Genomic DNA, 26,077 nt, shown 5'->3' on the forward strand with positions numbered 1-26,077 from the left:
GACTCCAAGTGTTGATATCGATACTGTTTGATGGAAGTAATGCAGCACTTTCGCATAAATTCCAACTTCGTGCAAAGCAATCGTTAATGTTCACGCGATCCTGCAGGCACGTTTCAGGTGTCCGGCGAAATATTCAAGACGTTCAAAATCTGTTCGGTATTTAATCAAAACTATGAGCAATCAAACCCGTTGGCAATTTTGGATCGACGTCGGAGGAACTTTCACGGATTGTGTCGCCTGTTCACCGGCTGGAATTTTGAAGACGTATAAGACCCTCAGCTCGGGGATTGTCAAAGGTCAGATTGAGACCTGCGAACCGAACTCGGTGACAGATTCGCTTCGTCTTGGAGAACCAGATCGTTTCTGGAACGGTTGGGAGATCACGGTTTTCAGCAAAGAGGATCGCAGTCCTGTTTATTCTTCAACGGTTGAGGACTACGACTCCAACACTGCCAGGCTGACGCTTTCAACTCCACTTTCGAATTCCGTAAAACCGGGGGATCAATACGAACTTCAATGTTCGCTGGAAGCTCCCGTGATTTGCATTCGTGCAATTCTCGAACTCCCAAACAGTCAGCCGATTCCTCCGGTCGATGTTCGGATGGGGACCACGCGGGGAACAAATGCGTTACTGGAACGGAAGGGGGCTCGGACGGCATTCATTACCACGAAAGGATTTGCAGACCTGCTGCTGATCGGGAATCAGGATCGCCCAGATCTGTTCGACCTGAACATTAAGAAGCCGATGCCTTTGTACGAGGTCGTAATAGAAGCAGAAGAGCGGCTCGCTGCCGATGGAGCAATTCTGACACCTTTGAATCGTCTCCGAATTCAAGAGCAACTTCGCAAGTTGAAATCGAATGGAATCGAATCGGTCGCCATTGCGTTGCTGCATGCGTATCGAAACTCCGAACATGAAGAAGCAATTGAACGCATCGCACGTGAAGTTGGCTTCAAAGAAGTGAGCCGATCCAGTTCGGTCGCAGCCACTATCAAAATTGTGCCCCGAGCGGAAACGACCGTTCTCGATGCCTACTTGACTCCGATACTTCGCCAATACGTTGCCAATATTCGTGATTCATTGACACTGGAGAGCACTCTCAAGCTGATGACCTCACATGGTGGGCTCGTCGATGGTTCAATGTTTACAGGGAAAGACTGCATTCTGTCCGGACCGGCAGGAGGCGTTGTTGCCTTCGCGAAAATTGCAGAGGCTGCCGGGTTTCAACAGGCGATCGGCTTTGACATGGGGGGAACGAGTACGGACGTCTCTCGTTTCGGCGGAGCATTTGAGATCGAACGTGAAACGACCAAAGCAGGTGTACGCATCGCTTCTCCAACGTTGTCGATAGAAACCGTTGCTGCCGGTGGGGGGAGTGTTTGTAGTTTCGATGGAATCCAGCTTCGAGTCGGTCCTGAAAGTGCCGGGGCAAATCCCGGCCCAGCCTGCTACGGCCGGGGTGGTCCTCTCACGGTAACAGATTCGAATGTCGCACTCGGTCGAGTGTTGCCAGAACAGTTCCCGTTCCCTCTGGATCGAGAAGCTGTGAATGATCGACTCGTGGAGATTTGCAAGCAGATAGAGGCCACTACGAACATTGTCTACACGCCAATGGAGTTGGCTGCGGGATTCATTGACATTGCCAACGAGACGATGACACGTGCGATTCGAAAAGTGTCGATCCAGAAAGGCTACAATCCACAGGACCATCTGCTCGTCAGTTTTGGTGGAGCGGGTGGTCAGCATGCGTGTGCCATGGCGAAGAGTCTCGGAGTACGAAACATTCTGGTTCATCCTTTCGCCGGAATTCTGAGTGCGTACGGCATGGGTCTGGCGGATGTGCGCAAGCGGCAGGAGACGACGATTCTCCAGGAGCTTTCCGAGGCAACTGTGTCGCTGGCAGAGGAAGCATTTCAATCCATGCAACAAGAACTGAGGCTGGAAATCCAGAACGAAGGGCTTTCGCAATCAGACATCCTCCCCGCTGTTCGCTCGCTCAGCTTGCGGTATAAGGGACTTGATTCGAGTATTGAAATTCTTGAACCCGCAGATGGTGACCATGCCGCTGCTTACGAGATGCAGCACGAACAACTCTTCGGCTATCGCCATCGGAATCGTGAAATTGAAATTACTACGGCAAATGTGGAATTGATCGGAAACATTTCGCAGCTCATTTCGACTCCGGCACCTCAAGGGTCTTCGCAAGAGCAGGCTGGCCTCTCGACCAAAATTTGGTACGGAGAAAAAGAACTGGAGGCTGCTCTGTTTCTTCGGGAGAATCTTTCGTGTGACACCATCATCCCGGGGTCAGCGATTATCTGCGATGCCGGTTCGACAATTTGGATCGAACCTGGTTTCACTGGTCGCGTTCAGCCAGATGGTGCGGTTCTCATTGAGCAGACTGAAGTTCAGGAAGCTCAGGCAATGGAGACCCAGGACAATGCTTCAGTGGGCGAGCCAGATTTAATCTTGCTGGAGATTTTTAATAACCAGTTCGCTTCAATCGCAGAGCAAATGGGGTTCACTCTGCAGCGGACATCCGTTTCGACAAATGTAAAAGAACGCCTCGACTACAGTTGCGCAATTTTTTCAGCGGAAGGAAATCTGGTCGTCAACGCGCCGCATATTCCAGTACATCTAGGTGCTATGGGGGAGACAGTTCAAACTATTCTGCGAGATTGTCCAGAGCTCAATCCCGGTGATGTCATCATCACGAATGACCCTTATGCCGGGGGATCTCATCTGCCGGATGTGACCGTCGTCACGCCTGTCCACGAGAGACAAACTGGTGAACTTCTCTTCTTAACGGCAAGCCGAGCCCATCACGCAGAGATTGGTGGCATTACCCCGGGGAGCATGCCACCTTTTTCGAAGAACCTCGCGGAAGAAGGGGTATTGATCCGTCAATTTAAACTCGTCGATGGGGGCGTCTCACAAGAAAATCAGCTTCGAGCACTGCTTGAGTCTGGGCCTTTTCCATCCCGGAACGTGGCTGACAATCTTGCAGACATTGCTGCCCAGGTGGCTGCTAACAAAATTGGCGCCCGACTTCTGTTGGAGTTGATCGATTCCCAGGGACGCGAGACTGTTCTGCGTTACATGAAGTCGATTCAGGAGACAGCTCGGAAAAAAATGGAGCGAGCGCTGTCGGGAATTGAAAATGGAAGATACTCCCGGAAAGATTATCTCGACGATGGCTCGCCGATCTCTGTTGAGATCACCATTGATGGTTCACGGGCAACAATCGATTTCGCTGGAACCGGACCGGTACTCAGTTCGAATCTGAATGCGAATCGGGCTATCGTCACGGCGGCCTGTATGTATGTGTTTCGGAGTTTGATCGAAGAATCGATTCCGTTAAACAGTGGAGTTCTGGAGCCCCTGGAAATTGTCTTACCAGAGTGTTTGCTGAACCCACCCGCTCATCAAGATCCTGCACACTGTGCAGCCATGGTCGGTGGAAATGTTGAAACGTCGCAGCGAGTCGTCGACGTCCTCTTAGGCGCACTCGGCAAAGCGGCAGCCAGTCAAGGAACGATGAATAATCTGACGTTTGGTAATGAAAAGTTTGGTTACTACGAAACGATTTGTGGCGGCGCCGGAGCAACTGCCGACTCGCCCGGAGCCAGTGCCGTTCATACACACATGACGAACACGCGGCTGACAGATGTTGAAGTGATCGAGCATCGATATCCGGTGCGAATCCAGGAGTTCAAGATTCGCGACGGGTCAGGGGGAGCTGGAAAGAATTCTGGCGGCGATGGGATTGTCCGCAGATTCGAGTTTCTCGAACCACTAAAAGTCTCTCTGCTCACACAGCGTCGAGGCGAATTTCTCCCATTCGGTTTGGCTGGGGGAGAAGCGGGCAGCATCGGCAGAAACATCTTTCGCAAGCAGGGAGAGCAAAAGGATCTCGATGTCGGCGGCTGTGTTCATCTTGAGGTTTCCCCCGGAGACACGCTCGTGATTCAAACCCCCGGCGGCGGCGGATTCGGGGCCTCAGGAATGTCAGATTGAGAGACCATCTTTCAAGCTGTTCCGTCTACCAGGAATTACCTGATTATGAGAACAAGTCTGGCTTTTCATCAGCGAATGGATGCAGAGGACGTAGCGTTTTTTTCTTTGGGAGTGCATTGAGCAAGGCCCCGGCAATGCGGAGATCATCTTTAGTGGTGATCTTGATGTTCATTGACGAGCACTCCACGATGGAAACAGCATGGCCGGCTTTCTCAATGAGCTGTGCTTCGTCGGTGGCGTTGAAATCGTTTCTCTGCTGGTAGGTCTCGATGAGAAGTTTACGCTCGAAAACTTGAGGGGTTTGAGCTTCCCAGAGTGCGGTCCGCGGAACTGTTTCTTCGATGAAACCTGCAGAGGCACGTTTGATGGTCCCCCGGATAGGAGACGCGGGAATCGCAGCACCGGACTTTTGAGCTTGCTTAAAGACGGCGTCGATCCAGTCAGTTGTGATGAGTGGTCTGGCGGCATCGTGGACAGCGATGTAGTCAATGTCTGGATTGACGAGGCCGAGAGCGTTTTGAACTGAATCTGCTCGTTGGTCTCCCCCTGTCGCAACCTGAATATCCATGAAGGCAAGGTTGGGGCGAAACTTTTCTTTGAACCATTCGAGGTCATCAGGCGAGACGACAATGATGACCTGGGTGACATCCTTGTGAGCGAGAAATGGTTCGGCTGCACGCAGCCAGACAGGTTTGCCGTTGAGATCAATAAACGGCTTTTTTCTTTTCGAATCGCCAAAGCGAGTACTGCGACCAGCAGCTGCGAGAATCACTGCAAACTTTGCCATCGCGAAAACTCCGAGACACAACTTAAGAAACGTAAGAGGAGTGACCTGACGGGCTACCCCGCTTGAATGCGATCCTTCAGAGTATCAATTAAATCCTTCAGTTCCCAGGTTTCTGATGCAACTCGAATTGTTTCCTGCAGCTTCAGTTGCTCTGAGACTTTTCGTTGTGCAGACATTACCGTGCTATGGTTCCGTCCGCCGAAGTATTCGCCGATCTCGCTGTACGGAGCATCTGTTAATGTCCGGGAAAGGTACATGGCGAGCATTCTTGGTTGCGAAACACTCTGCTTACGGGTTTTGGATTTGAGTGTTTCTTCTTCGATCCCAAAGAGTGTGCAAATTGCAGTTTCAATATCCGCAATTCGGATCATCTTCATGCAATCTCGTTCAAGCCTGTTGAGAAGTCTCTTTGCCAGACTGACGGTGACCGTTTTCTTTTCCATTCGCCCCCATGTGGACAAAATGTTGACGGCCCCTTCGAGATCGCGTCCGTTGTTCAGGAATCGAGAAGCGATGTATTCCACGACCGGCTCAGAAAACTTGGTCCCTTGTCGAGTCGCATGGCGGCGAACGATCTCTTGACGGGTTTCGGTTTCTGGTTTCTCCAGGCGGAAGACTAATCCCGAAACAAATCGGCTGACCAGTTCTTCTGAAGTTCGCCCCAACAATCTTGGGTGACGATTGGAGGTGACAACGACTTGTCGGTTTTCTGTTTCGAACTGTTTGAGTGTGTGCAGGAACTCGTCCTGAATTCCTTTTTTCCCGTCCAGAAAATCGACATCGTCAATGAGCAGAACATCGGCACTGCGAAATTTCTGACGGAAGCTGGGCAGCGTTTTTGCGCTCAGCGCCTGAGTGAAGTAGTTCGTGAACTGCTCCGCTGTCAGCGAGAGGATTTTAAGTTGCGGATCTTCTTTACGAAGTAGCAGGCGTGTCGCTTCGAGCAGGTGCGACTTGCCATTCCCTACATTGGAATGCAGGTAGAGCATGGCGACCGAGTCAGGCTCGTGAACAAGTTGATGGATTGCAGCGACTGCAAGTTCGTTGGATGGACCAGTCACGAAGTCGGACAATGGACGTGGACGACCACCACGCTTGCGTTTCTTCGCAACGTGGGGCTGAGCGGTCGTTCGAGAGTGAGCTTCAACCGGTTGGGCTTCAGCAGCGCTTGCTTCCGGGATTTCCGAAAGCCTGACTTCCTGTCCCACTTCAAAGCGAACCTCTGCAGCAGGTCCGAGGACCTGCAAGAGGATTCTTTGGAGCTCATCTCCGAACTGTTGCTGGATCCATTTCACCAGGTAGGGACCCTGGACGTGGATCGTCAGTTCTGAACCTTCAAGTTCTAATTTTGTTGTCCCGCCAAACCAATTCTGGTACCTCCTGTTGCCTAGCGATTCCTGCAACAGTTGCCGAATCGCGCCTATATTCTGATCTATCGATGATGGATCGGGCAGCATCTTGCGACCCTTCTGTGCGCACATTTTCTCTGACTGTATTCACCGAAACGGTCTACCACAAAAAAAGATGGCCAACAATCCGTTGCGACTTCACAAGGAAGCGCGGGGGAGAATCGTGAGAGAAAAGAAAGGCACGAAAGTGACAAAGAACCTGTCAGTCATGACACGGTTCATGGATGGAAAACTTACTCAACATGAGCGATACTACAAACGAAAACGAGTTCGTCAATTGTAAACGAAGTATGAAGTCTTGGGATTTTTTTATGGAACATCCTGAGTGCTTTGATCCACAAGGATTGCGCCGATTCTCTTTTCTGCACCAGTTTAAAAGCGTGTTGATAAACTGTCGATGATCGATGCACCCTACTTTAAGAGATCCAGCGGTTGCGCTGATCGGGCCGAATTTCAGAGGCCTCAGCAAAGCGCCTCAATATCAAGTTGACGTGATAGCTTCACGTGGAAGCGAGGGATTCGCGGTGTTCAGTGTAAGATGCTCTCCCAGTTGCTCGGCAAGGTGATTGAACCGGTTCTGCCAGCAATGTTTTTAATCCCGTTAACTCCGGTGCGAGACTCAGTAGGGGATTGTCCGTTTGACTGAGCATCGTGAAGTCTCGTACTTCAGCTTGTGACCTGCGATGCGTAGTGCACCTGGGTGAACTCCCCCGTCGTTTTTGGAGTGAGCTATTGAGAGTGCGCATCTGAAGTCTTTGGTGAGCAACGAAAAAACCCTTACCTGCTCAAGACCGGTGACGGTTGAAGCGGGTAAGGGTTTAGATGCTTCCAGGTGGAAGAGTCTCCTCGGGTTGTTCGAGATTTCTTTTTCGCGAACCGTTTTCCTGTGGATTAATTCAGGCCATCAGAGTGTGTGTTCGGAAGAGGAATCTCGACAGGAGTTACACCATTTCTTTCAGCTTTTTGAGAGCAGTCACTTTGACAACTTTGCGCTCAGGCTTAGCTGAGATCATGATTTCTTCGCCAGTACGAGGATTAATCCCTTTCTTGGCAGGTTGTGCTTTGCGTGTTTTCTTTGCAATTTTCAACAACCCTGGCAAAGTAAAGATTCCTGGGCCTTTCGCGCTCAGGTTCTCTTCGACCATTCCCTCGAGAACTTCGAGGAAGTTGATCACATCTTTTTTTGCCATGCCAGTACGTTCAGTCAACTCGTTGAGGAGTTGGGTTTTTGTAAGTGGCTTTTGTGCGGCGGGTGCTTTTTTCGCCATCGTGGATCCTTTCAAATGGCGGCCAATTCGGACCGATAGTCAATGAAACAACTCGGTAAGTAGAATTCGGCACAACGACAAAGTCAATTGCGCTGCATCGGGAAACTGCATTATTTCCTTGCTTTTTCCGCAAAAAACGTGCGGTGAAACAAGAATTTGGACTATTTCAGGCATTCCGTACCTGAAAATGATCGGGAATCAGACTACGCAGACAGGTATCCCTTGGACTCCAGGAAGGCGATAACTTCGTCGGCAAGATCATCAATTTCCTTGGAATTCGAGTCAAGAACCAGTTCTGCTTTTTCTGGAGCTTCGTATGGAGCATCAATCCCTGTGAAGCCTTTGATTTCGCCAGCACGGGCTTTTTTGTAGAGACCTTTAGGGTCTCTTGCTTCACATGTTTCCAATGATGCGTCGACATAAACTTCGATGAATTCTCCTTCAGTTAGAAGTTCTCGCACTGTGTCGCGGTCTTCTTTGTAAGGAGAAATGAACGCTGTCAACGTGATGAGACCAGCATCGGAGAACAACTTGGAGACTTCACCGATTCGGCGAATGTTCTCTGAGCGGTCTTCTGCTGAAAAACCAAGGTTTTTGTTCAGTCCCATGCGAATGTTGTCGCCATCCAGCAGGTAAGTGTGCTTGCCCATTTCCGCCAACTTGTGGTCGACGGTGTTGGCGATGGTGCTTTTTCCTGATCCACTCAAGCCAGTAAACCACAAGACGCAACTCTTCTGCCCCTTCAATTTCTTGCGGTCGTCAGAGGAAACTCGGTGGTCGTGCCAGTGAACGTTTGTTGCTTTTTGATCAGCCATTTCAGTCTCTATCTGTGAAGTGTGAATTTAGTCGCATTAATCAGGCGACATCCTAGGGGATGCCCGGCTCGGTTGAAAGCGATTTCTCTATCCGTTCTCAGACTCAATACAATCCAACTTCAGCTCAGGGAACCGACGAAACCCAGTAGAACTTCACTCTCCACCGGTGGAGTCTCGTCCGGAGAGTTGATAAATTAACGCTTGAGTAGTTTTCGAATGGGCGTGCGAGATCTGCCACGTGGAGTTCAGCACTTTCCTGAAAGAACCATTTCTTCACGGGCACAAAAAGGATGAAAGTGCTTTTTGCGAATCCGCCTTGTTGGATTGAAACGGCTCTTGAATTTCTTTGGAGACCGAATCAATCGAGTTTTCTTGATGAGTGAGTGAATTGTGAACGAACCAGATTTCAACAAGTCAGAATTACTTCCGGTCATCGCTCAGGACGAATCATCGGGCGTGGTCCTCATGCTGGCATACATGAACCGTGAGGCTTACGAGGAAACCCTCAAAACAAAGCGGGTCTGTTATTACAGTCGCAGCCGCCAAAAGTTGTGGCGCAAAGGTGAAGAGAGCGGCAACGTCCAGGAACTCAACTCCATCTATTTTGACTGTGATGCCGACACGCTTCTGGTCAAAGTGAAACAGGTCGGAGGTGCTGCCTGTCATGAAGGTTACCAAAGTTGTTTCTTCCGCCGAATCGATCCAGACTCTAAAGCCGTCAGCGTGGAAGGTGAACGACTCTTCGACCCCAACAAGGTGTACGGTAAAAAGTAAGCAGCGAAAACAAGGCTGTAATCCTTCTTCTCGTTCAATTGCTGTTCATTTTGAACTGATCCGAAATCTGAGTTTGGCCTCACACTGTTCGAATGAGTTCGCGCATCTGTTGAAGTCTTCGATAACCAATTACGACTCCATTTTGAATAAGCGTCAATCATGTCTGATCATCTATTAAAACTTGGGATTCCAGCTGGAAGTTTGCAGGACGCGACCGCGGAACTGTTCAAGAAGGCCGGCTACAATATTAAGTTTTCTTCACGGTCGTACTACCCAAGTATCGATGATGATGAAATTGAGTGCCTCCTGATTCGTGCCCAGGAAATGGCACGGTACGTCGAGAATGGAATTCTCGATGCCGGCATCACCGGGTATGATTGGGTTCAGGAAACCCAGGCAGATGTGCATGAAGTCTGTGAGTTGGTCTTTTCGAAAGTCAGTCGACGACCGATCCGTTGGGTTCTCTGCGTCCCAGAAGATTCAGAGATTCAATCGGTTCAAGATCTCGAAGGCAAACGGATCGCAACCGAGGCAGTCGGGCTGACCAAAGCCTATCTGGCGAAACATGGAGTCAACGCTATTGTCGAGTTCTCATGGGGCGCGACCGAAGTGAAGCCACCCCGCCTGGCTGATGCCATCGTCGAAGTCACTGAGACAGGCTCTTCCCTACGCGCGAATGATTTGCGGATTGTGGATGAGGTTCTGGAAAGTACGACCCGACTGATCGCCAACAATACTTCGATGAAAGATGAATGGAAATCCGGAAAACTGAAAGCGATTGCGTTGATGCTGCAGTCGTGTCTGGCTGCCGAAGGAAAAGTTGGCTTGATGATGAACGTTCGTCGGTCTGACCTTTCGAAGATTCTCGACGACCTGCCTGCCCTCAAAGACCCCACGATCGCCTCACTCGCAGATCCGGATTGGGTGGCTGTGAATACAATCATTGAAAAATCAGTTGTTCGCACCATCGTTCCAGAATTGATCGCAGCCGGTGCTAACGGAATCGTGGAACATCCCATCACAAAGATTATCGATTAGAGCAGCTTGCACTATCGTGGACAGGCTCCAGACGTTCCGTTTCGCTGTCATGACGAACGGTATGGCTGGAGTTCGTTTTTGATTTTCCTCGAACGTTCCTATACTTCAGTAACACTGAACACTTGTTACGGAACGGATTCGGAATGGCTGCTGCTGATATTGAGATTCGAGGAGCTCGTGAGCACAACCTGCGCGACGTCTCGATCACGCTTCCCCGGAATCAAATGATCTGCATGACCGGGGTGTCGGGGTCCGGGAAGAGCTCTCTGGCATTTGACACACTCTACGCAGAAGGGCAGCGGCGCTATGTCGAATCTCTTTCGACTTATGCACGTCAGTTTCTCGGACAAATGCCCAAGCCGGATGTCGATACCATCACTGGGTTGGCGCCGTCCATTTCGATTCAGCAGAAGGTGACCTCCCGGAATCCACGAAGTACCGTCGGGACGATTACCGAAATCTATGACTATCTCCGCGTCTTGTATGCACGCGTCGGGTTGGGGCATTGTGTCGATTGCGGTCAGCCGATCACCGCACAGACGATGGATCAAATCCTCGAAAATATTTCCACGCTCGCTGAGGGAACGCGATTTCAGGTTCTGTCCCCGATTGTTCAACAACAAAAAGGTGAGTTTCGCGATCTGTTCACCGACTTGCTCAAGCAGGGCTACCTGCGAGCGAGAGTGGACGGCGAGGTCGTGAACCTTTCCGATGATCTGGGGTTGAAGAAGCATTTCAAACATACGATTGAAGTTGTCATTGATCGGCTTGTCGCTGGAAAGGGCCAACGGACGCGACTCGCTGAAGCGATTGAATCAGCTATTTCACTGAGTAAGGGAATGCTGATCATCTCCACATCGGGAGACAATCCGACGGAGAAACTGTACTCCGCGAAGTATGCCTGTCCTGACTGTGGAATCAGTTATGAGCCACCCTCTCCGCAGCTGTTCAGCTTTAACAGCCCCCTCGGAATGTGTCCCGACTGTACCGGGTTGGGCATGCGGCACGACTTTGTCCTCGATAAATTGTTCACCAATCCCGGGAAGCCGATCTTCAAAGGGGCGCTTGAACTGGTAAAGGCTTTCGGGAAAATTGGTCGTTGGCGGCGTCACATTTTCAAGGGCGTTGCGGAAGCGATCGAGCAAGATTGTGAACTTGCTGCCGGTTCGTTTCTGAAAACGAATTGGGAAGATCTTCCTGAACAGGCAAGACAGTTTTTCCTCTACGGAATGGGTAAGCGACACATCACCTATTCGTGGCGTCACTCTGGAGGAGTCTGGAAGCATGGCGGAACATGGAAAGGGTACATCCCTGATCTGATCGATGAATTCCATAAAGCCAAGAATCCGATGCGGCGACGGCAACTCGAAAAATATATGGAAGTGGTTCCCTGCCAGTCGTGCGAAGGAGAACGGCTCAATCCGCAGGCACGGAATGTTCGTGTCGTTTCAAAATCTGTAAAGAAACTTGGGATCGATGCCGCTCGCTCTTTGCCGGGTGTCTGTGCGTTGTCAGTTGATGATGTCTGTCAGTTCTTCGAAGAGTTAGAGCTGGACTCCACGAGTGCGATGATCGCTGAGGAAGCACTCAAAGAGATTCGCGGCCGTCTGGGGTTCTTGCAAAAGTGTGGTCTCGGATACTTGAGTCTTGAACGGACAGCCCCCACTCTCTCTGGTGGAGAATCTCAGCGAATTCGACTCGCTGGGCAAATCGGATCTGGACTTGTCGGCGTGCTGTACATTTTGGATGAGCCATCGATCGGCTTGCACCCGCGCGACAACGATATGCTGCTCGACAGTCTCCTCGGTCTCCGGGATCAAGGAAATACTGTGGTCGTCGTTGAGCACGATGAAGACACTATGCGTGCTTCAGATTACATCATCGATTTTGGTCCTGGTCCCGGGGTTCGCGGAGGGGAGATCGTCGCGCGCGGGTCGGTTGATGAGATCATGGAAAGCAAGAAGAGCGTCACCGGGGCTTACTTGTCCGGTCGTTCAGAAATTGCAATTCCGAAAGAGCGAAGAAAGCCGACCAAGAAGACAATTAAAATTGTTGGGGCCGAACAGAATAATCTCAAGAACGTGGATGTCGAAATCCCGCTCGGGCTGTTTGTTTGTGTTACCGGAGTAAGCGGATCTGGGAAAAGTTCACTTTGCAATGACATCTTATGGCAGGTTCTCAATAAAGAACTGAACAAGGGCAAGGGGACGCCCGGGCAGTTCAAGCGAATCAATGGCTTGCAGCACCTCGACAAAGCGATCGACATTGACCAGTCACCCATTGGACGAACTCCACGTTCCAACCCGGCAACGTATGTGAAACTTCTCGATCAGATTCGAGATCTCTATACGCAGCTGCCGCAGTCCAAACTACGTGGATATCAAAAAGGACGATTCAGCTTTAATGTCGCTGATGGTCGCTGCGAAGCCTGCGAAGGTCATGGAGCGACGAAACTGGAAATGGATTTTCTGGCGGACATTTGGGTCCCTTGCACACTCTGTAACGGCAAGCGATTTAATCATGAAACGCTTGAAGTGAAATACCGAGACAAGTCGATCGCAGATGTTCTGGCCATGGACGTTCAAGAGGGTGTCGAGCATTTCAAGAATCATCCGAAGATTTATCGCCTGCTGCAGACGCTGCACGACGTTGGTCTCGATTACATGAAACTGGGACAGCCATCACCCACCCTTTCCGGTGGAGAAGCGCAGCGAATCAAACTTGCTCGCGAATTGGGGAAACGATCGACCGGAAAAACTCTCTACTTGCTGGATGAGCCAACGACCGGTCTGCACTTTGCGGACGTTCAGAAAGTTCTGGAAGTGCTGCATGGATTCGTTGAGGAGGGAAACACCGTTCTGGTGGTTGAGCATAATCTTGATGTGATCAAAACGGCTGACTGGGTAATTGACTTGGGACCAGAGGGAGGAGCTGGAGGCGGAGAAATCCTGGCGACCGGGACGCCGGAAGAGATTGCGAAATGTAAAAAATCCTACACCGGTCACGCGCTGAAAAAGATTCTCAGTCCTAAAAAGAAAGCGACATCCGCCAAGGGGAAGCCATCAATCATGGCACATCGGAATCGTCTGGATTCGATGGAAAATATCACCATTCGCGGGGCGGCTCAGCATAATTTGCAGTCAGTCGATGTGACTGTTCCGCGTGATCAGATGAGCGTTTTTTGTGGTCCAAGTGGATCAGGTAAAACATCGCTGGCAATGGACACCTTGTATGCCGAAGGTCAGCGAAGATATGTCGAGTCGCTCTCTGCGTATGCGAGGCAATTTTTGGGGCAAATGCCCAAGCCGAAGCTGGATAACATTTCAGGACTTTCGCCAGCAATCGCCATCGAACAGAAAACCGTCGGAGCGACTCCACGATCGACTGTCGGAACTGTCACGGAGATTTACGACTACTTACGGATTCTGTTCGCCCGTCTGGGGAAGATGTACTGTCCCGATTGCCAAAGCCTTGTCAGCCGGCAAACAACTGATGAAATCATCGATCGAGTCTTGAGTCTGGAAGCAGGGATGCGGCTGTATCTGGCTGCTCCGGTTGAAATTGCAGTCGGTCAATCGTACGAGAAGTTGTGGGACCGGCTCGGGACTCAAGGATTTTTACGTGTCCGTATCAATGGAATCACATACCAGATTGAGGATGTTCCGAAGATCGATCACAAGCGAGACTATCTTGTTGAAGCGATTGTCGATCGAGTCAAAGTTGATCCAGAGGCGCGAGGACGAATTGCAGACTCAATTGAAACAGCACTCGATCTGGGACGCGGTGTGATTCACTTGGTCCACGTCGAGAAAGAAACTCCCGAGGACCAATGGATCGTTGATCGTCTCAGTTTGAACTACTCCTGCTCGAAGTGTGATGCGATCTAGAGCATCTTTTGAATTGGTTTGCGGGTTCTGCCTCGTGGCAATACGCTCAATTCACGGATACAAGAAACACGATAGTGTTATGGAATCGTGAGCGACGCGATCAATCTTTGTATTTCGTGAAATACCAGACAACCAGGACAATCGAGAATGCAAGCATTGCGAAGTCCACCGGCGAGATATTCTCGAAACGATTGATGAGTGTATGGATAATGCGCATGTCATAGATTCGACAGAAAGGATGAGGGGGGAGCTATCCAGAATGACCCTATGCCAATGTTCGAGCTCAGAAGGGGAAAATCTACTTAGAAAGCAGGTTTTCCCTAAGCGTGCAGCAGCACGATCGACCTCAACGCTATAACCAGCACTGCTGGTCTTGTACTCTGCTCGAAAAGAGCCTCTTTACGCTCCTGCGTGCTTGCTGGAGGATCTTTAATGCTGGTTGTCTACGTGAAGGTCACGTTCATGGCTTCGTAAACTGCACGTCAGGAGGCAGAACGCGAACAGCAATTCGAAAATTACGATATGCCACGAAGACGTGAAGAAATGGTTCTACCGGAAAAAGATTGCGATTGCTCCTTTTGACGTAACTTGTGATCGGCTCAGTCGGTTTTGAAACAGAGCTGAGTGTTTTCCGGATCGAATAGAATCGGGAAATACGCCCCTTCCATTTTTTGACCGGCAGGGATGGCTTCGGTGTTGTCGAGGATCATTTTGTCTTGGGCAGAGCGGGTTCCATCTTTGAAGACGTTGATCACGGTTGCACGTCTTGGGCCGTCGGTTTTGTTTTCGAAAGAACCGTGGACCATGAGTGGGTGATGAAATGTGCATTCCCCCGCCTGGAGTTCGATGGCAACCGGTTTTTGAAACTCCTCGACTTGTTCCGGCGAGAGAACTTCACGGATCGATTCCATGTCGCCTGCCAGTCCTGTGATTGGCAACAGTTCCCAGCGATGGCTCCCGGGAATGTAATGCAGGCAACCATTCTCTTGAGTACTCTCGTCAAGGCCCACCCAGCACGTCAGGTGAGCCATCGGTTCGGTCGCGGTCCAGTACGAATAATCCTGATGCCACGCCACAACTCCACCATGTTTGGCAGGTTTGCAAAAGAGCTGATCATGCCACATTCGTACGGTCCCACCGAGGAGTTGGCTGGCCGGAACAGTGAATGCCGGATTCCATAGGATGTCGTGAAAGCCCTGCCGAATTCGCCATGCTCCCAGTGCATGAAACAGCACAGAGTTGGGATCAACCGATTCGTTGGTGTGATATTCATACCAGAGTTCGGAACCTTCATGGTCCGGTTGCACCAGCCCGGAAAGTTCTTCTCGGAGCGTCTCCAGTTGTTGCTCATCGAGAATACGAATCCCTGAGACATATCCATGCTCGTGGAAAAACTGGACCTGTTCGTCGCTGAGTTTGTACTTCTCCCATTCCTCTGGTGATGCTGGTTGAGGAAAAAGGTCGCTGATCGGATGATGAGTCAGAGCGAGGTCCATGCTGTTGCTTTCGTATCGTTTCTAAAACATTTTCATTGCTGGTTGTGCCCGTGAAGCTCACTTTTATGGCATCATAGACTGCTCGTCACGAGACCGGATGTGACGACCAATATCGAATTTGCTCTATCACATTGTCAAATGAGACACGGCGGGGAAGTGGAGTATGCTTTTGGAGGTCGTGTTTTTTGTGAATCATTCATCTGTTGATGTGTAGAGTAACTTATGACAGGATTTCCTGAATGACTTTGCCATGGACGTCGGTGAGGCGACGATTCAGGCCGTTATGATACCACGTCAGCTGTTCGTGATTGAAGCCGAGCAAATGCTGCACGGTGGCATAGAAGTCCCAGACAGAGGTTGGATTCTGTTCTGCCCGGCGGCCGAATTCATCGGTTGCTCCATAACTGACTCCACCTTGCACACCTGCACCCATCATCCAGCAGGTGAAGCCATCTGGGTTATGGTCTCGTCCAGAAGTCCCCTGTTGATGGGTCGGCATCCGGCCGAATTCCGTCGTCCAGAGGACTAAGGTCTCTGCGAGCAATCCGGATTGTTCGAGGTCGCTGAGCAGCGCGGCGGTCGGTTGATCAAAGATAGGGCAGTGTCGTTCGTAGTCAGACTTCAAAGTCTTATGGGCGTCCCAATTCAAGAGTCCATCCACACCAGAGGCTCTTGAGGCACAATACAAATTGACGTAGCGAACATCTCGCTCTAACAACCTTCGGGCGAGCAGGCAGTTTCTCGCGTAACTGGCTTTCAACGAATTTTCATCATCCGTTCCGTACCTTCGATGGACAACCTGCGATTCACTCTCCAGATCAGAAACCTCTGGAGCTGAGAGTTGCATTCGCCCTGCGAGTTCATAGGCAGCGATGCGGGCCTGTAAATCAGATTCGCCCGGATTGGCATTTGCGAAATTGCGGTTGAATCGATCTAGCAATCGGCGTGATGCTGCCTCTTCCTGAGAAGTTAATCCGTCTGGCCTTTTTAGATTCCGGATTGGTTGCTGATGGCTCATCACAATGGCTTGGTGTCGTGCCGGGAGGAATCCGTTGGCCCAATTGGCTTTTCCGTTCGGAGGTTCGCCACGCAGATCGGGAATTGCAACGTATGTGGGCAGGTTTTCGTTCTCGCTTCCAAGAGCGTAACTCGTCCATGATCCCGCACTTGGAAATCCTTCGGCTTCGTGCCCAGTATTCATGAAGACGCAGCCTGGACCATGCGTATTTGTTTTGCTGTACATTCCATGGAGGAAGGCGATTTTATCGGCATGCTGGCCCATGTGGGGTAGCATGTCGCTGATCATTTTTCCGCTTTCGCCACAAGGGTGAAATCCCCAGGGGCTTTGCATGAGATTTCCATTCTGGCCTTGAAATGAACGGAAATTTTCTTCGCCCGGAAGTGGCTTCCCGTGGTACTTTTCGAGGGCGGGTTTGTACTCCCAGAGATCCATATGCGAAGCTGCGCCGGGGCAAAAAATCTGGAGGACGCGTTTTGCTTTCGGAGTATGATGCGATAGCCCGACTCCCGGTTTCCAGGCGGGATCGTTTGCGAAAGACTGCTTCGTCAGCATTTGCATCAGGCCGACGCCTGCCAGGCCGGTCGTCACATCACCCAGGAATCGGCGGCGCGAGACGTCCAGTAGGGAGCTTAACTGTGCGGGATCGGAATGGTGCTTCATGTCGAACTCAAGTGAAGTTTTTTGACTTGTGGGCATTGTTGCAAATCGATCGAGGTTCGATCAGTTCACGTAGATCATCTCGCTCGTATTGAGGATAACTCGACAGTACTTTGCGAGTGAGGTTTGTTGAATCATTTCTTTCGAGGCAGCGACCTCTTCGGCAGAGGGGGATCGGTTGTAGCATAGCGAAAAAATGAGTTTGATTTGCTCATCAAGATCCTCGCTCGTTTCGTTGATTACGCGGTCTGCGAGAGCCTTCGACATATCCATTGTGAAGTTGTGGTTGAGCATGGTCAGTGCCTGCAGCGGCGTGGTTGTCTCGGCTCGCCTGGAAATTGAAAAGGCACAATCTGGCTGATCAAACTCTGTCATTAAATCAACGACCGACGCGCGTGCATTCTGATGGTAGACCGCACGGCGATAGGTTTCGGGACCATGCTTGTCTAACGGGTCGTAGGTGCAAACGTTGTCCTGCATGAAGTGATAAAGCCGAAATCCGGGCCCCCCCATCTTCTTGTTCAACTGGCCGGAGACTTGCAGAATAGTGTCTCGAATCTCCTCTGCCGAAAGTCGCCGGGGAGGAAATCGCCACAAGAATCGGGCATCACCATCTGCACGTGCTGCATCTTCCCGATAGTTGCTCGACTGCTGGTATGTTTGCGACAACATAATTTGTCGATGAATCGACTTGATCTGCCAATTGTTTTCAATCAGCTGGTTTGCCAGCCAGTCGAGGAGTTTTGGGTGAGTCGGCTGACTTCCCATGTATCCGAAGTCGCTCGGAGTGTCGACGATTCCGGTTCCGAAGTGGTAGTGCCAGATGCGATTTGCCAACACTCGCGAAGTGAGCGGGTTTTGGTTGTCCGCAATCCAGTTCGCCAGCGACTCGCGACGTTCACTTTCTGACGCCTCCGGTTTTAATTCGTAATTGGCCTCACCCTCTGAGAGGACAGCTAAACTGGCAGGGACCACTTCTTCGCCGGGGCGTTGAGGGCTCCCTCCAAGGAAGATGTGAAACGGTCCTTCCGCGTCGCTGGCAACACGTTGACCGACCCAGATAACCGGCAATGGCGGGATGGCAGCGAGTTGCTGATTCACTTTTGCGAGATCACGCTTGAACTCAGCGAGTTTCTGGCGATGCTCTGGTGTTTCTTCAAGGGTTCGCAAGCGATGATCACGATGCTGCATGTTGAGCGGTTTTCGATCTTCCGAACTCGCAATGACTTTCCATTCTTTTCCGTCGAGAGAGGACTCGATTCGATACTCGCCAACGAAAGCAAACTTTCGTTGTGCAGGGTTCGGTTCGTCTCGAGCACTCGAGAAAAAGATACGTTGAATCGTTGTCGGTTGTGGAAGTTCGATTGTGAGTGTGCCACCGGTGGCCAGGAATCGTTCGCCTGTTTTTCCATCGATCGCGATATGCGGCCCATAGGCTCCGGGGAAGTCTTCAATGTGGCGACTTGCTCCACTTGCCTTGGCTCCTTGTGATGCCAGAGCGACATTGCGTGGCGTTGATTCGTTCGACCAAATTTCAAATTCGTCGATGCCAAATGAATTTCGATTTCCAAAATTTGAATCTTGTCCTTCTGAAACGAGTCGAACAAATTTGACGCTGACCGGTTCGAAGGTTTCTTCGCTGCCCAGCCGATTGACCGGTTCTCGCGTCCACTTCTTTTCGTATTCGGCGAGCTTTGAAAGCCCTTGCTGGAGGATGTTTTTGTTGAGCTCAGCGAGTTGCTGCGTCAGTGAATCTTGCTGTTGTTGCAGCGGTTGAACTTTCGCCTGATGCTCCTGCTTATCTTGATCGGTCGCGACAACGCGGCGTCCGTGGCGGACACCTGAGAAGGTCGCGTACCAGGAATAATAATCTCGCTGCAGAATGGGATCGAATTTGTGATCATGACAACGAGCACATCCAACCGTGAGCCCCAGGAATGCTTCAGCGGAGGAGCGAATCATCTCGTCGATGGTATTGGCTCGGATTTGAGCAGCTTGCTCGGCATCCTGATTTCCGACATCGTCATATGGGCCAGCGACAAGAAAGGCTGACCCGATTTCACTTTCTGGATTCCCTATGCCGATGACATCACCCGCGAGATGTTCTCGGATGAATTGGTCGAACGGTTTGTCTTCATTGATAGATTGAATCACATAATCACGAAACGGCCAGAGATCATTGATGAGCACATTTCGTTCGAAGCCGTTGCTTTCTCCGAACCGAACGACGTCCAGCCAATGGCGGCCCCAGCGTTCACCATAATGTGGGGAGGCAAGTAGTCGATCGATAAGTTTTCGATAAGCTTCAGGCGAATCGTCATTGAGAAAGTGCTCGACCTCTTCTGGTGTTGGCGGCAATCCCGTTAAATCGAAAGTTGCCCGGCGAATGAGTTCGCGTCGAGTTGCTCGCGGATTCGGAGAGAGCTTTTTCGCCTTGAGTTTCGCAAAGATGAAACGGTCGATGGGATTCGTGTTCCAGTCTTCCGGTGCTTGTTCGTGCATCGGTGGAGTGGAAAGGCTCAGAGGTTGAAGCGACCACCACGATCCGTCCGCCTTCGATTTCTCGCGGACGATCACATCCTCGGGCCATTTCGCTCCTTCCAGAATCCATTGCCGGAAGATGTTGACTTCAGCTTTCGTGAGCGGTTCCCCCTCCTTGGGCATTGCTGGTCGTGTCCCGTCGGAGGACGAAATTTGGTCAAGCAGGTAACTGGAATCGGGCTCACCAGCACTTAGGTAATTGTTCCGAATGAGGTGCTCGGCAGAATCCAGTGAGAGCTCCCCTTTCGGGTTTCCGGGAGAGTGACAGCGAATGCAGTGCTTCTCCAAAAGGGGAGCGATCTCCGTTTCGAAGTTGACCAGCTTTTCCGCCTGAACATTTGCGGGAACGATGAGCAGGATCAAGGCGAGTTGGCTGAGCAGTTTTCCGGACATTAACTCTCGCATAAACAATTCATCCCGGGCAACACCTGGCTGCCTTCTGAGTGAGGACTTTGCGTCCGTGTGGTCTTTTTGCATCGGCGCGTTTTGATTCGTTGTTGAGTGTATCTTCTGCGAATGCCGAATTCAAAACGGCGACCATTTCGGCATTTTTGGGAACTCCACGTTTCTCCACGGCTTCACGTTGATTTCTTCTCAATAAAGAGCCACCAGAAACGCCATCAAAAACTGTCGCCAGAGAAACTTGCTCGCCCGTATGCCAGTGTCGGTCGCTTTTCTCCAGTGAATCTCCAGTGAAATTGCTGATCGCCACGCGGCAGATGGAGACTCCAATCCGAAAAAACAATCTCATCGCAAAGCAGGAATTGTCGCTGACTCGACAATTCGTCAGTTTTTTTGAGCGATGCCAAAACGCAACGAAACACTAAATATGGTTTAAAGGGTCGTGTGACAGACTCGATTGCTCATCAGTTTGCGAAAGGTTCAAAATCAGGCATGCAAGTACGGTTCTGTCATCTAGGTTTTCATGTTCGCTTTGAAAATTGACGAGATCAAATCCAGCGTTGGTCATTACGTCCTGCCTCGTGGCGAGAAGTCTGTCAGGTCATGAAAGTGACTTCATAGGCACGACAAGTATTGAAAAACTCTAGCTGTAACAAGACCTGAAATGATTTCGGAATCCTCGTGATTCGGAATGGATTCAGCAGTGTTGTTCGCGGTTTAGAATATGATTCCCCTGATGAAATGCGGAGCTTCGGATGTCTCAACAACAGCCTGTGATTTGTCTTGAATTTAGTGAACTCACGCCGGTCCTTCTCGACAGATTTCTGCAGGCAGGGCATCTCCCAAATTTTCAGAGGTTGCGAGATGAGTCCATTGTTCAGACAACAGATGCGAATGCTGAAGGCGAATGGCTGAACCCCTGGGTTCAATGGGTAACAGTCCACTCAGGATTGGAAGCTGCCGAACATGAAGTTTACCGACTTTCAAACGCTTACAAGCTGACCTCGCCCTCGATCTGGGATGTGGTTTCAGCTGCCGGGAAGAATGTTTGGGTTTGTGGCAGCATGAATCCCTGGTGCAGCGAAGATCTGAACGGACACATTCTTCCCGACCCATGGTCCTATCAGGTGAATCCGTATCCCGAAGGAGAGTTCGACGACTACGACGGATTCGTACGAAAGAATGTCCAAGAGTATGCTGCGAAGAAAACACCTGTCTCGATTCGAGAACGCTGGAAGTTTCTCTCGTTTATGCTGGATCATGGATTGCATGTTTCGACCATCAGAAGAATTCTCAGTCAGCTGGTGAAAGAGAAATTCGGACGACATCGCTGGAAGCGAGCTGCCGTATTGGATGCGATTCAATACGACCTGTTCGAATGGTATTACAAAAAGCATCAGCCCACGTTCTCAACGTTCTTCTCGAACAGCACAGCTCATTTTCAACACAAATTCTGGAGGAACATGGAGCCAGAATCGTTTTTGATCCGACCATCATCGTCTGAACAGCGGGCTTACAAGAATGCCATTTTGTACGGCTATCGCCAAATGGACCAACTCGTTGGACGAGTCTTGAACCTTGCTCCGAAGGCGACAATTGTGTTGATTTCTGCTTTGGGCCAGCAGGCATTCCAGGAAAAAGATAACGAAGGGGGCATCAGGCACTATCGTCTGCACAACAAAGAGGCTTTGACGAACAGTTTGAAGATTGCCGGTGAGTTCAATTATGAACCAATCATGGCGGATGAATTCTTCCTGAAGTTTGCGAATGAGATCGATGCAGAAGCCTGTTCAGCTCGGTTGCTGTCGCTGCAACTCCCAGATGGAACGCCAGCATTTTCTGCGGAACTTGAGGGGTGCGAAGTGATCGCCCAGTGTCGGTGCCGTCAACTTATGCCGGACAATGCTCAACTCACCGTTGCGAAGAGTGAGGAGCAGATCAACTTTCGTGACGTCTTTTACTGGGTTGATTCGATCAAGAGCGGAACACATCATCCCGACGGAATCTTCTGGATTCGGCAACCGGGACACGCTTGTGAAGTTCGAGATCAGAAAGTTTCCCTGACGACCATCGCGCCGTCGATTCTTGAACTCCTCGACATCGAAAAACCAGAGTCAATGCACGATCAATCCGTACTGCAATCGATCGGTGCGGCTAAGAAGTCTTCTCGACTTCACGAACTCGTGCAAGCCTGACATCCGAGGTCTCTCCCTGGCTGCAATCAGTTCGCTGATTGCAGCGTCGAATATCGACGGCATCTGGATTCAACGATGCGTACTCTGGCAGCGGCATGATGATTCGTTCATCATGTAAAGCTCGGATTCGCTCTCTGTTGATTCAGGAACTCGCATGCTGGTTGCTCGCTTTTCATTGCGGTTTGCTCAAATTCTTTTTACTGGGCTGATCACTCTCTCAGTTGGGAGTGTTCTTCAGGCTCAGAACTTCGGGGAGATGATTCGGAGTTCAGATCCGCTGACGCCTGAAGAGGAATTGAAAACCTTCACCGTTCCCGAGGGCTTTGAAGTTCAACTTTTTGCGGCTGAGCCGGATATTCAAAAGCCGATGAACATGGCTTTTGATTCACGTGGACGATTGTGGGTGAGCGGGTCGAACGATTATCCGTTTCCGAATTTTACTGAGTCAGCGACTGACAGCATTCGAATTCTGGAAGATACCAACGGCGATGGCCGCGCAGACAAATTCACAACCTTTGTCGAGGGGATCACTGTTCCGATCGGACTATATCCCTATCAAGACGGGGTGATTGCCTTTTCAATCCCGAACATCACTTTTTATCGAGACACCGACGGCGACGGGAAATCTGATGAAGCGAAAGTACTTTATGGTCCATTTGATTATTCGCGAGATACACATGGGCTGAACAATGGATTTCGGCGCGGGCTCGATGGCTGGATGTATGCCTGTCATGGATTTAATAACAATTCGAAAGTGGCCGGAGCGGATGGGCATGCCATCACGATGCAATCCGGGAATACATACCGCTTTAAACTCGATGGTTCTCGCATCGAGCACTTCACGCACGGGCAGGTGAATCCATTCGGAATGACGTTCGATCATCTTGGCGATGCCTACACTTCTGACTGTCACACAAAACCGGTCACGCTGTTAATCCAGGATGGCTACTATCCCAGCTTCGGGAAGCCGCATGATGGCCTCGGGTTCGTTCCGCCGGTGATGGAACACTTGCATGGCTCGACCGCCATCGCCGGAATTTCTCAATACACCGGCGGTGGATTTCCAGAGGAGTATGAGAACAACCTGTTCGTCGGGAACGTCATGACAAGCCGTGTTCATCGAGATGTGATTCAGTACACCGGCTCAACAGTCAAAGTCGTCGAGCAACCGGACTTTCTATCCAGCAGCGATTCCTGGTTCCGACCGGTTGAGACACAGTGCGGACCCGATCAGGCTCTGTATGTTGCCGACTTCTACAACCGTATTATCGGGCATTATGAAGTCCCGCTCGATCACCCGGGTCGTGATCGACATCGCGCCCGCATCTGGAGAGTGAGTTATGTTGGAGATCAGCCTGTGGACAGGTTGCAGCCTCCACAGGATCTTACGAAGCTCTCTGCAAGGGAACTCATTTCGCAGCTGACAGTCCCAAACTTGCCTTACGATTACCGCATCGTTGAACAACTTGTCGATCGTCTCGGCGAGGACTGTTTGCCTGAAGTTCGAAGTGCGCTTGAAGATCCCAAAACGCCGCTGCAGCATGCCTATCTGCTTTGGGTGAGACATCGGCTCGACGATCTTTCGATTGTCGATCTGCAAACTGCTTTCGGTTCAAAAGACGAAGTGGTTCGCATCCACGTTCAGCGAATTTTGGCGGATCTCTCAGACTGGTCGGAGGGACATGTTCAGCTCGCCTGTGACGGTTTGCAAAACAGTCCACTCGTTCGCAGAGCCGCAGCGACGGCGCTCGCGCAGCACTCACGAATTTCACACATCCCGGTACTCGTGGCAGCACATCAAACGGCATCTGAACATGATGTGCATCAACGGCACGTTTGCAAAATCGGACTGCGAAACGCCATGCAGCTCGATGGTGCGTATGAGTTCATCGAAAAGCTTGACTGGAGTGAAGCTGATACAGACTTGCTGGCCCAGGTCAGTCTGGCGGTGAAGTCTGAGGCGTCGGCAACTTATCTGCTGCAACTTGTTGACCGGGTTGAGTTTTCGAATGCCGACTTAAGGCAGATTGTCACGCTCGCTGCGCGGCATTTGCAGGAACAGGATATTTCGCAGGTTGTCAGCCTCTCGAAGTCTCGCTTTGCAAGCGATCTCGATCAGCAACTGGAATTGTTGCTGGCGATTCAATCGGGCTTACGGCAGCAGGGGCGTATGCCGACAAAAGAGCTCAGCAACTGGGGAGTTGATCTGGTTCAGCAGGTTTTCGAGGCAGACGATTCCGGCCGAGGAGATTGGAAATCGCTGGGGCTTCCGAAGAAAAGGCCCATTGACTGGGGGCTCGAACTTCGCAACACCGTAGACGGAAAAAAGGATGTTCCTTTCCTCAGTAGCTTGCCAGCGGGTGAGCGCGCCGTCGGTTTGCTGAGATCAAAAAGTTTTATACTTCCGGCGGAACTCTCCTTCGATCTTTGTGGTCATCTCGGTTTTCCTAATCAGGCTGCCATCCCGCAGAATTTCGTGAGCTTGCATCTGGCGAAGAATCATCAAGAAATTCAGAAAGCACTGGCACCGAGGAATGACACAGCTCAGAGAGTGACTTGGGACCTTGGTGAACATGCAGGAGAAAAAGGCTATCTTCAGGTCACTGACAATGTCAGTGTTCGCGCCTATGCCTGGATTGCGATCAGCGGCATCTCTCCACCGGTCGTTCAAATTCCGAAAGTCGATCTCAAGACAAGTCACCAGCGTTTGATTTCGTCAGCCAACATCTGTCGGCAACTCGGTCTTACTCAATTTGAGGCAGATTTGAAATCGATCGCGCTCAATCCGTCTCTCGTTGCTGCTGTCCGGTTTGCCGCGCTCGAGTCATTGGTGACGAAGCAGTCCTCTCCAGACGCAGATGGGTTGCTCTCGATCTACAATTCATCGGAAGTTACAGGTCAGCAGAAAATCCGTATCGCTCAAGTGATCCTCAACGATATAAACCAGAACGGCAAAGCGGATGCCGATGCTGGCGAACTCGAATTCCTCGCCTTGTTGAAAACGTTCCCGCTTACAGTTCAAACGGCATTGGCCCGTTCAATGTCTCTGCAAGAGGCAGGAGCAACGAGGTTGGCGGAACTGATTGAGAACGGAGCGATCTCACCCTCAGTGCTTGCCTCTGCTGTAGTGAATGCTCAACTTGAAGCTCTTGACGACAAAGACCTGCGTCAGAAATTCACATCCCTCAAGGCGACGCTTCCTGAGGCAGACGACAAAATCTTGAATCTCATTGAACAGCGAAGAAGCGAATTCAAAATGGAACTGGTATCGCTGGATGTCGGCAAAGCGATTTTCAAAAAGAACTGTGCGGCATGCCACTCTGTTGGTGAAGAAGGAAAAAAAGTCGGACCGCAACTCGATGGCATCGGCAACCGTGGGCTTGACCGCGTCCTGGAAGATGTTTTGGCTCCGAATCGAAATATCGATCTCGCCTTTCGCTCCCGTATCTATTTACTGGAAAGCGGGAAAGTTTATTCGGGCTTGTTTCGTCGTGAAGAGGGAGAATTGACGGTCATCGCCGACACCAAAGGGGAAGAAATTTCTTTCTCAACAAAAGAAATCGCCGCTGAGAAAGTTTCAAACCTGTCGATTATGCCTGAGAACTGGGGGGAACTCATCAAGGATGATGAATTTCAACACCTTCTTGGCTATCTCATGAGCCAGCGGCAGAAGTAGACAGTTCGCGACGTGGGCGCTATTCTGTCATAGAGACTTCCCCGGACGCATTTCATGAGTCCGAAAATATAGACACAAACTGAAACCTGCTTC

14 protein-coding genes are annotated in these 26,077 nt (G+C 50.8%); 6 read left to right on the forward strand and 8 right to left on the reverse strand.

Features of this window, described 5'->3' with window-relative positions; translation table 11 throughout:
* Nucleotides 1–172: 172 nt before the first annotated feature.
* On the forward strand, nt 173–4,018 hold the full coding sequence (locus tag ACN0YR_RS12260; protein ID WP_417849516.1) for a hydantoinase B/oxoprolinase family protein: 3,846 nt from the start codon (nt 173–175) through the stop codon (nt 4,016–4,018).
* Between the two features lie 43 nt (nt 4,019–4,061).
* On the opposite strand, the gene ispD is transcribed toward ACN0YR_RS12260, so the two are convergent.
* The 4 genes from ispD to cysC form a co-directional block, all read right to left on the reverse strand.
* The gene (gene ispD / locus ACN0YR_RS12265) at nt 4,062–4,805 is read right to left on the reverse strand and encodes a 2-C-methyl-D-erythritol 4-phosphate cytidylyltransferase (RefSeq protein WP_417849517.1); all 744 of its coding nucleotides are present in this window, start codon (nt 4,803–4,805) and stop codon (nt 4,062–4,064) included.
* A gap of 53 nt (nt 4,806–4,858) precedes the next feature.
* The gene (gene dnaA / locus ACN0YR_RS12270) at nt 4,859–6,262 is read right to left on the reverse strand and encodes a chromosomal replication initiator protein DnaA (RefSeq protein WP_417849518.1); all 1,404 of its coding nucleotides are present in this window, start codon (nt 6,260–6,262) and stop codon (nt 4,859–4,861) included.
* An 893-nt stretch (nt 6,263–7,155) separates the two neighbouring features.
* Nucleotides 7,156–7,482, reverse strand: a complete 327-nt coding sequence (locus ACN0YR_RS12275) for an HU family DNA-binding protein (protein WP_417849519.1) — start codon at nt 7,480–7,482, stop codon at nt 7,156–7,158.
* 203 nt (nt 7,483–7,685) lie between these two features.
* Nucleotides 7,686–8,297 (reverse strand): adenylyl-sulfate kinase, encoded by a 612-nt coding sequence (gene cysC / locus ACN0YR_RS12280; RefSeq protein WP_417849520.1) that lies wholly within the window; start codon nt 8,295–8,297, stop codon nt 7,686–7,688.
* Nucleotides 8,298–8,687: 390 nt separating this feature from the next.
* Here cysC and hisI point away from each other — a divergent pair, with 390 nt between their 5' ends.
* From hisI to uvrA, 3 genes are all read left to right on the forward strand, one after another.
* The gene (gene hisI, locus ACN0YR_RS12285; protein ID WP_417849521.1) at nt 8,688–9,071 is read left to right on the forward strand and encodes a phosphoribosyl-AMP cyclohydrolase; all 384 of its coding nucleotides are present in this window, start codon (nt 8,688–8,690) and stop codon (nt 9,069–9,071) included.
* A 159-nt stretch (nt 9,072–9,230) separates the two neighbouring features.
* Complete coding sequence (gene hisG, locus ACN0YR_RS12290; protein WP_417849522.1) at nt 9,231–10,109, forward strand: ATP phosphoribosyltransferase; 879 nt, start codon at nt 9,231–9,233, stop codon at nt 10,107–10,109.
* Nucleotides 10,110–10,252: 143 nt separating this feature from the next.
* Nucleotides 10,253–13,996: an excinuclease ABC subunit UvrA gene (gene uvrA / locus ACN0YR_RS12295; RefSeq protein WP_417849523.1), complete on the forward strand. Its 3,744-nt coding sequence runs from the start codon at nt 10,253–10,255 to the stop codon at nt 13,994–13,996.
* Between the two features lie 599 nt (nt 13,997–14,595).
* Here the strand turns inward: uvrA and ACN0YR_RS12300 are convergent.
* The 4 genes from ACN0YR_RS12300 to ACN0YR_RS12315 all read right to left on the reverse strand — a co-directional run bounded on the left by ACN0YR_RS12300 (nt 14,596) and on the right by ACN0YR_RS12315 (nt 20,462).
* On the reverse strand, nt 14,596–15,492 hold the full coding sequence (locus tag ACN0YR_RS12300) for a phytanoyl-CoA dioxygenase family protein (RefSeq protein ID WP_417849524.1): 897 nt from the start codon (nt 15,490–15,492) through the stop codon (nt 14,596–14,598).
* A 220-nt stretch (nt 15,493–15,712) separates the two neighbouring features.
* Nucleotides 15,713–17,173 carry a DUF1501 domain-containing protein gene (locus tag ACN0YR_RS12305; RefSeq protein WP_417849525.1) on the reverse strand — a complete coding sequence of 487 codons (1,461 nt, stop codon included), beginning with the start codon at nt 17,171–17,173 and terminating at the stop codon, nt 15,713–15,715.
* A 60-nt stretch (nt 17,174–17,233) separates the two neighbouring features.
* The gene (locus ACN0YR_RS12310) at nt 17,234–20,116 is read right to left on the reverse strand and encodes a DUF1553 domain-containing protein (protein WP_417849526.1); all 2,883 of its coding nucleotides are present in this window, start codon (nt 20,114–20,116) and stop codon (nt 17,234–17,236) included.
* Between the two features lie 7 nt (nt 20,117–20,123).
* Nucleotides 20,124–20,462, reverse strand: coding sequence for a hypothetical protein (locus ACN0YR_RS12315; protein ID WP_417849527.1), 339 nt, complete (start codon nt 20,460–20,462; stop codon nt 20,124–20,126).
* 406 nt (nt 20,463–20,868) lie between these two features.
* Here ACN0YR_RS12315 and ACN0YR_RS12320 point away from each other — a divergent pair, with 406 nt between their 5' ends.
* The gene (locus ACN0YR_RS12320) at nt 20,869–22,308 is read left to right on the forward strand and encodes a hypothetical protein (RefSeq protein ID WP_417849528.1); all 1,440 of its coding nucleotides are present in this window, start codon (nt 20,869–20,871) and stop codon (nt 22,306–22,308) included.
* Nucleotides 22,309–22,462: 154 nt separating this feature from the next.
* On the forward strand, nt 22,463–25,984 hold the full coding sequence (locus ACN0YR_RS12325) for a PVC-type heme-binding CxxCH protein (RefSeq protein ID WP_417849529.1): 3,522 nt from the start codon (nt 22,463–22,465) through the stop codon (nt 25,982–25,984).
* Nucleotides 25,985–26,077 lie beyond the last annotated feature (93 nt).

Origin of the sequence: Thalassoglobus sp. (genome assembly GCF_048270125.1) — a bacterium.
GTDB lineage: Bacteria > Planctomycetota > Planctomycetia > Planctomycetales > Planctomycetaceae > Thalassoglobus.

What these genes read in the sequence shown, in the direction of transcription:
- ACN0YR_RS12300 (WP_417849524.1), bottom strand. Translation starts at nt 15,492, where the DNA reads ATGGACCTCGCTCTGACTCATCATCCGATCAGCGACCTTTTTCCTCAA.
- ACN0YR_RS12315 (WP_417849527.1), bottom strand. Translation starts at nt 20,462, where the DNA reads ATGAGATTGTTTTTTCGGATTGGAGTCTCCATCTGCCGCGTGGCGATC.
- ACN0YR_RS12310 (WP_417849526.1), bottom strand. Translation starts at nt 20,116, where the DNA reads ATGCGAGAGTTAATGTCCGGAAAACTGCTCAGCCAACTCGCCTTGATC.
- ispD (WP_417849517.1), bottom strand. Translation starts at nt 4,805, where the DNA reads ATGGCAAAGTTTGCAGTGATTCTCGCAGCTGCTGGTCGCAGTACTCGC.
- ACN0YR_RS12305 (WP_417849525.1), bottom strand. Translation starts at nt 17,173, where the DNA reads ATGAAGCACCATTCCGATCCCGCACAGTTAAGCTCCCTACTGGACGTC.
- ACN0YR_RS12260 (WP_417849516.1), top strand. Translation starts at nt 173, where the DNA reads ATGAGCAATCAAACCCGTTGGCAATTTTGGATCGACGTCGGAGGAACT.
- ACN0YR_RS12325 (WP_417849529.1), top strand. Translation starts at nt 22,463, where the DNA reads ATGCTGGTTGCTCGCTTTTCATTGCGGTTTGCTCAAATTCTTTTTACT.
- ACN0YR_RS12320 (WP_417849528.1), top strand. Translation starts at nt 20,869, where the DNA reads ATGTCTCAACAACAGCCTGTGATTTGTCTTGAATTTAGTGAACTCACG.
- hisG (WP_417849522.1), top strand. Translation starts at nt 9,231, where the DNA reads ATGTCTGATCATCTATTAAAACTTGGGATTCCAGCTGGAAGTTTGCAG.
- ACN0YR_RS12275 (WP_417849519.1), bottom strand. Translation starts at nt 7,482, where the DNA reads ATGGCGAAAAAAGCACCCGCCGCACAAAAGCCACTTACAAAAACCCAA.
- dnaA (WP_417849518.1), bottom strand. Translation starts at nt 6,262, where the DNA reads ATGCTGCCCGATCCATCATCGATAGATCAGAATATAGGCGCGATTCGG.
- uvrA (WP_417849523.1), top strand. Translation starts at nt 10,253, where the DNA reads ATGGCTGCTGCTGATATTGAGATTCGAGGAGCTCGTGAGCACAACCTG.
- cysC (WP_417849520.1), bottom strand. Translation starts at nt 8,297, where the DNA reads ATGGCTGATCAAAAAGCAACAAACGTTCACTGGCACGACCACCGAGTT.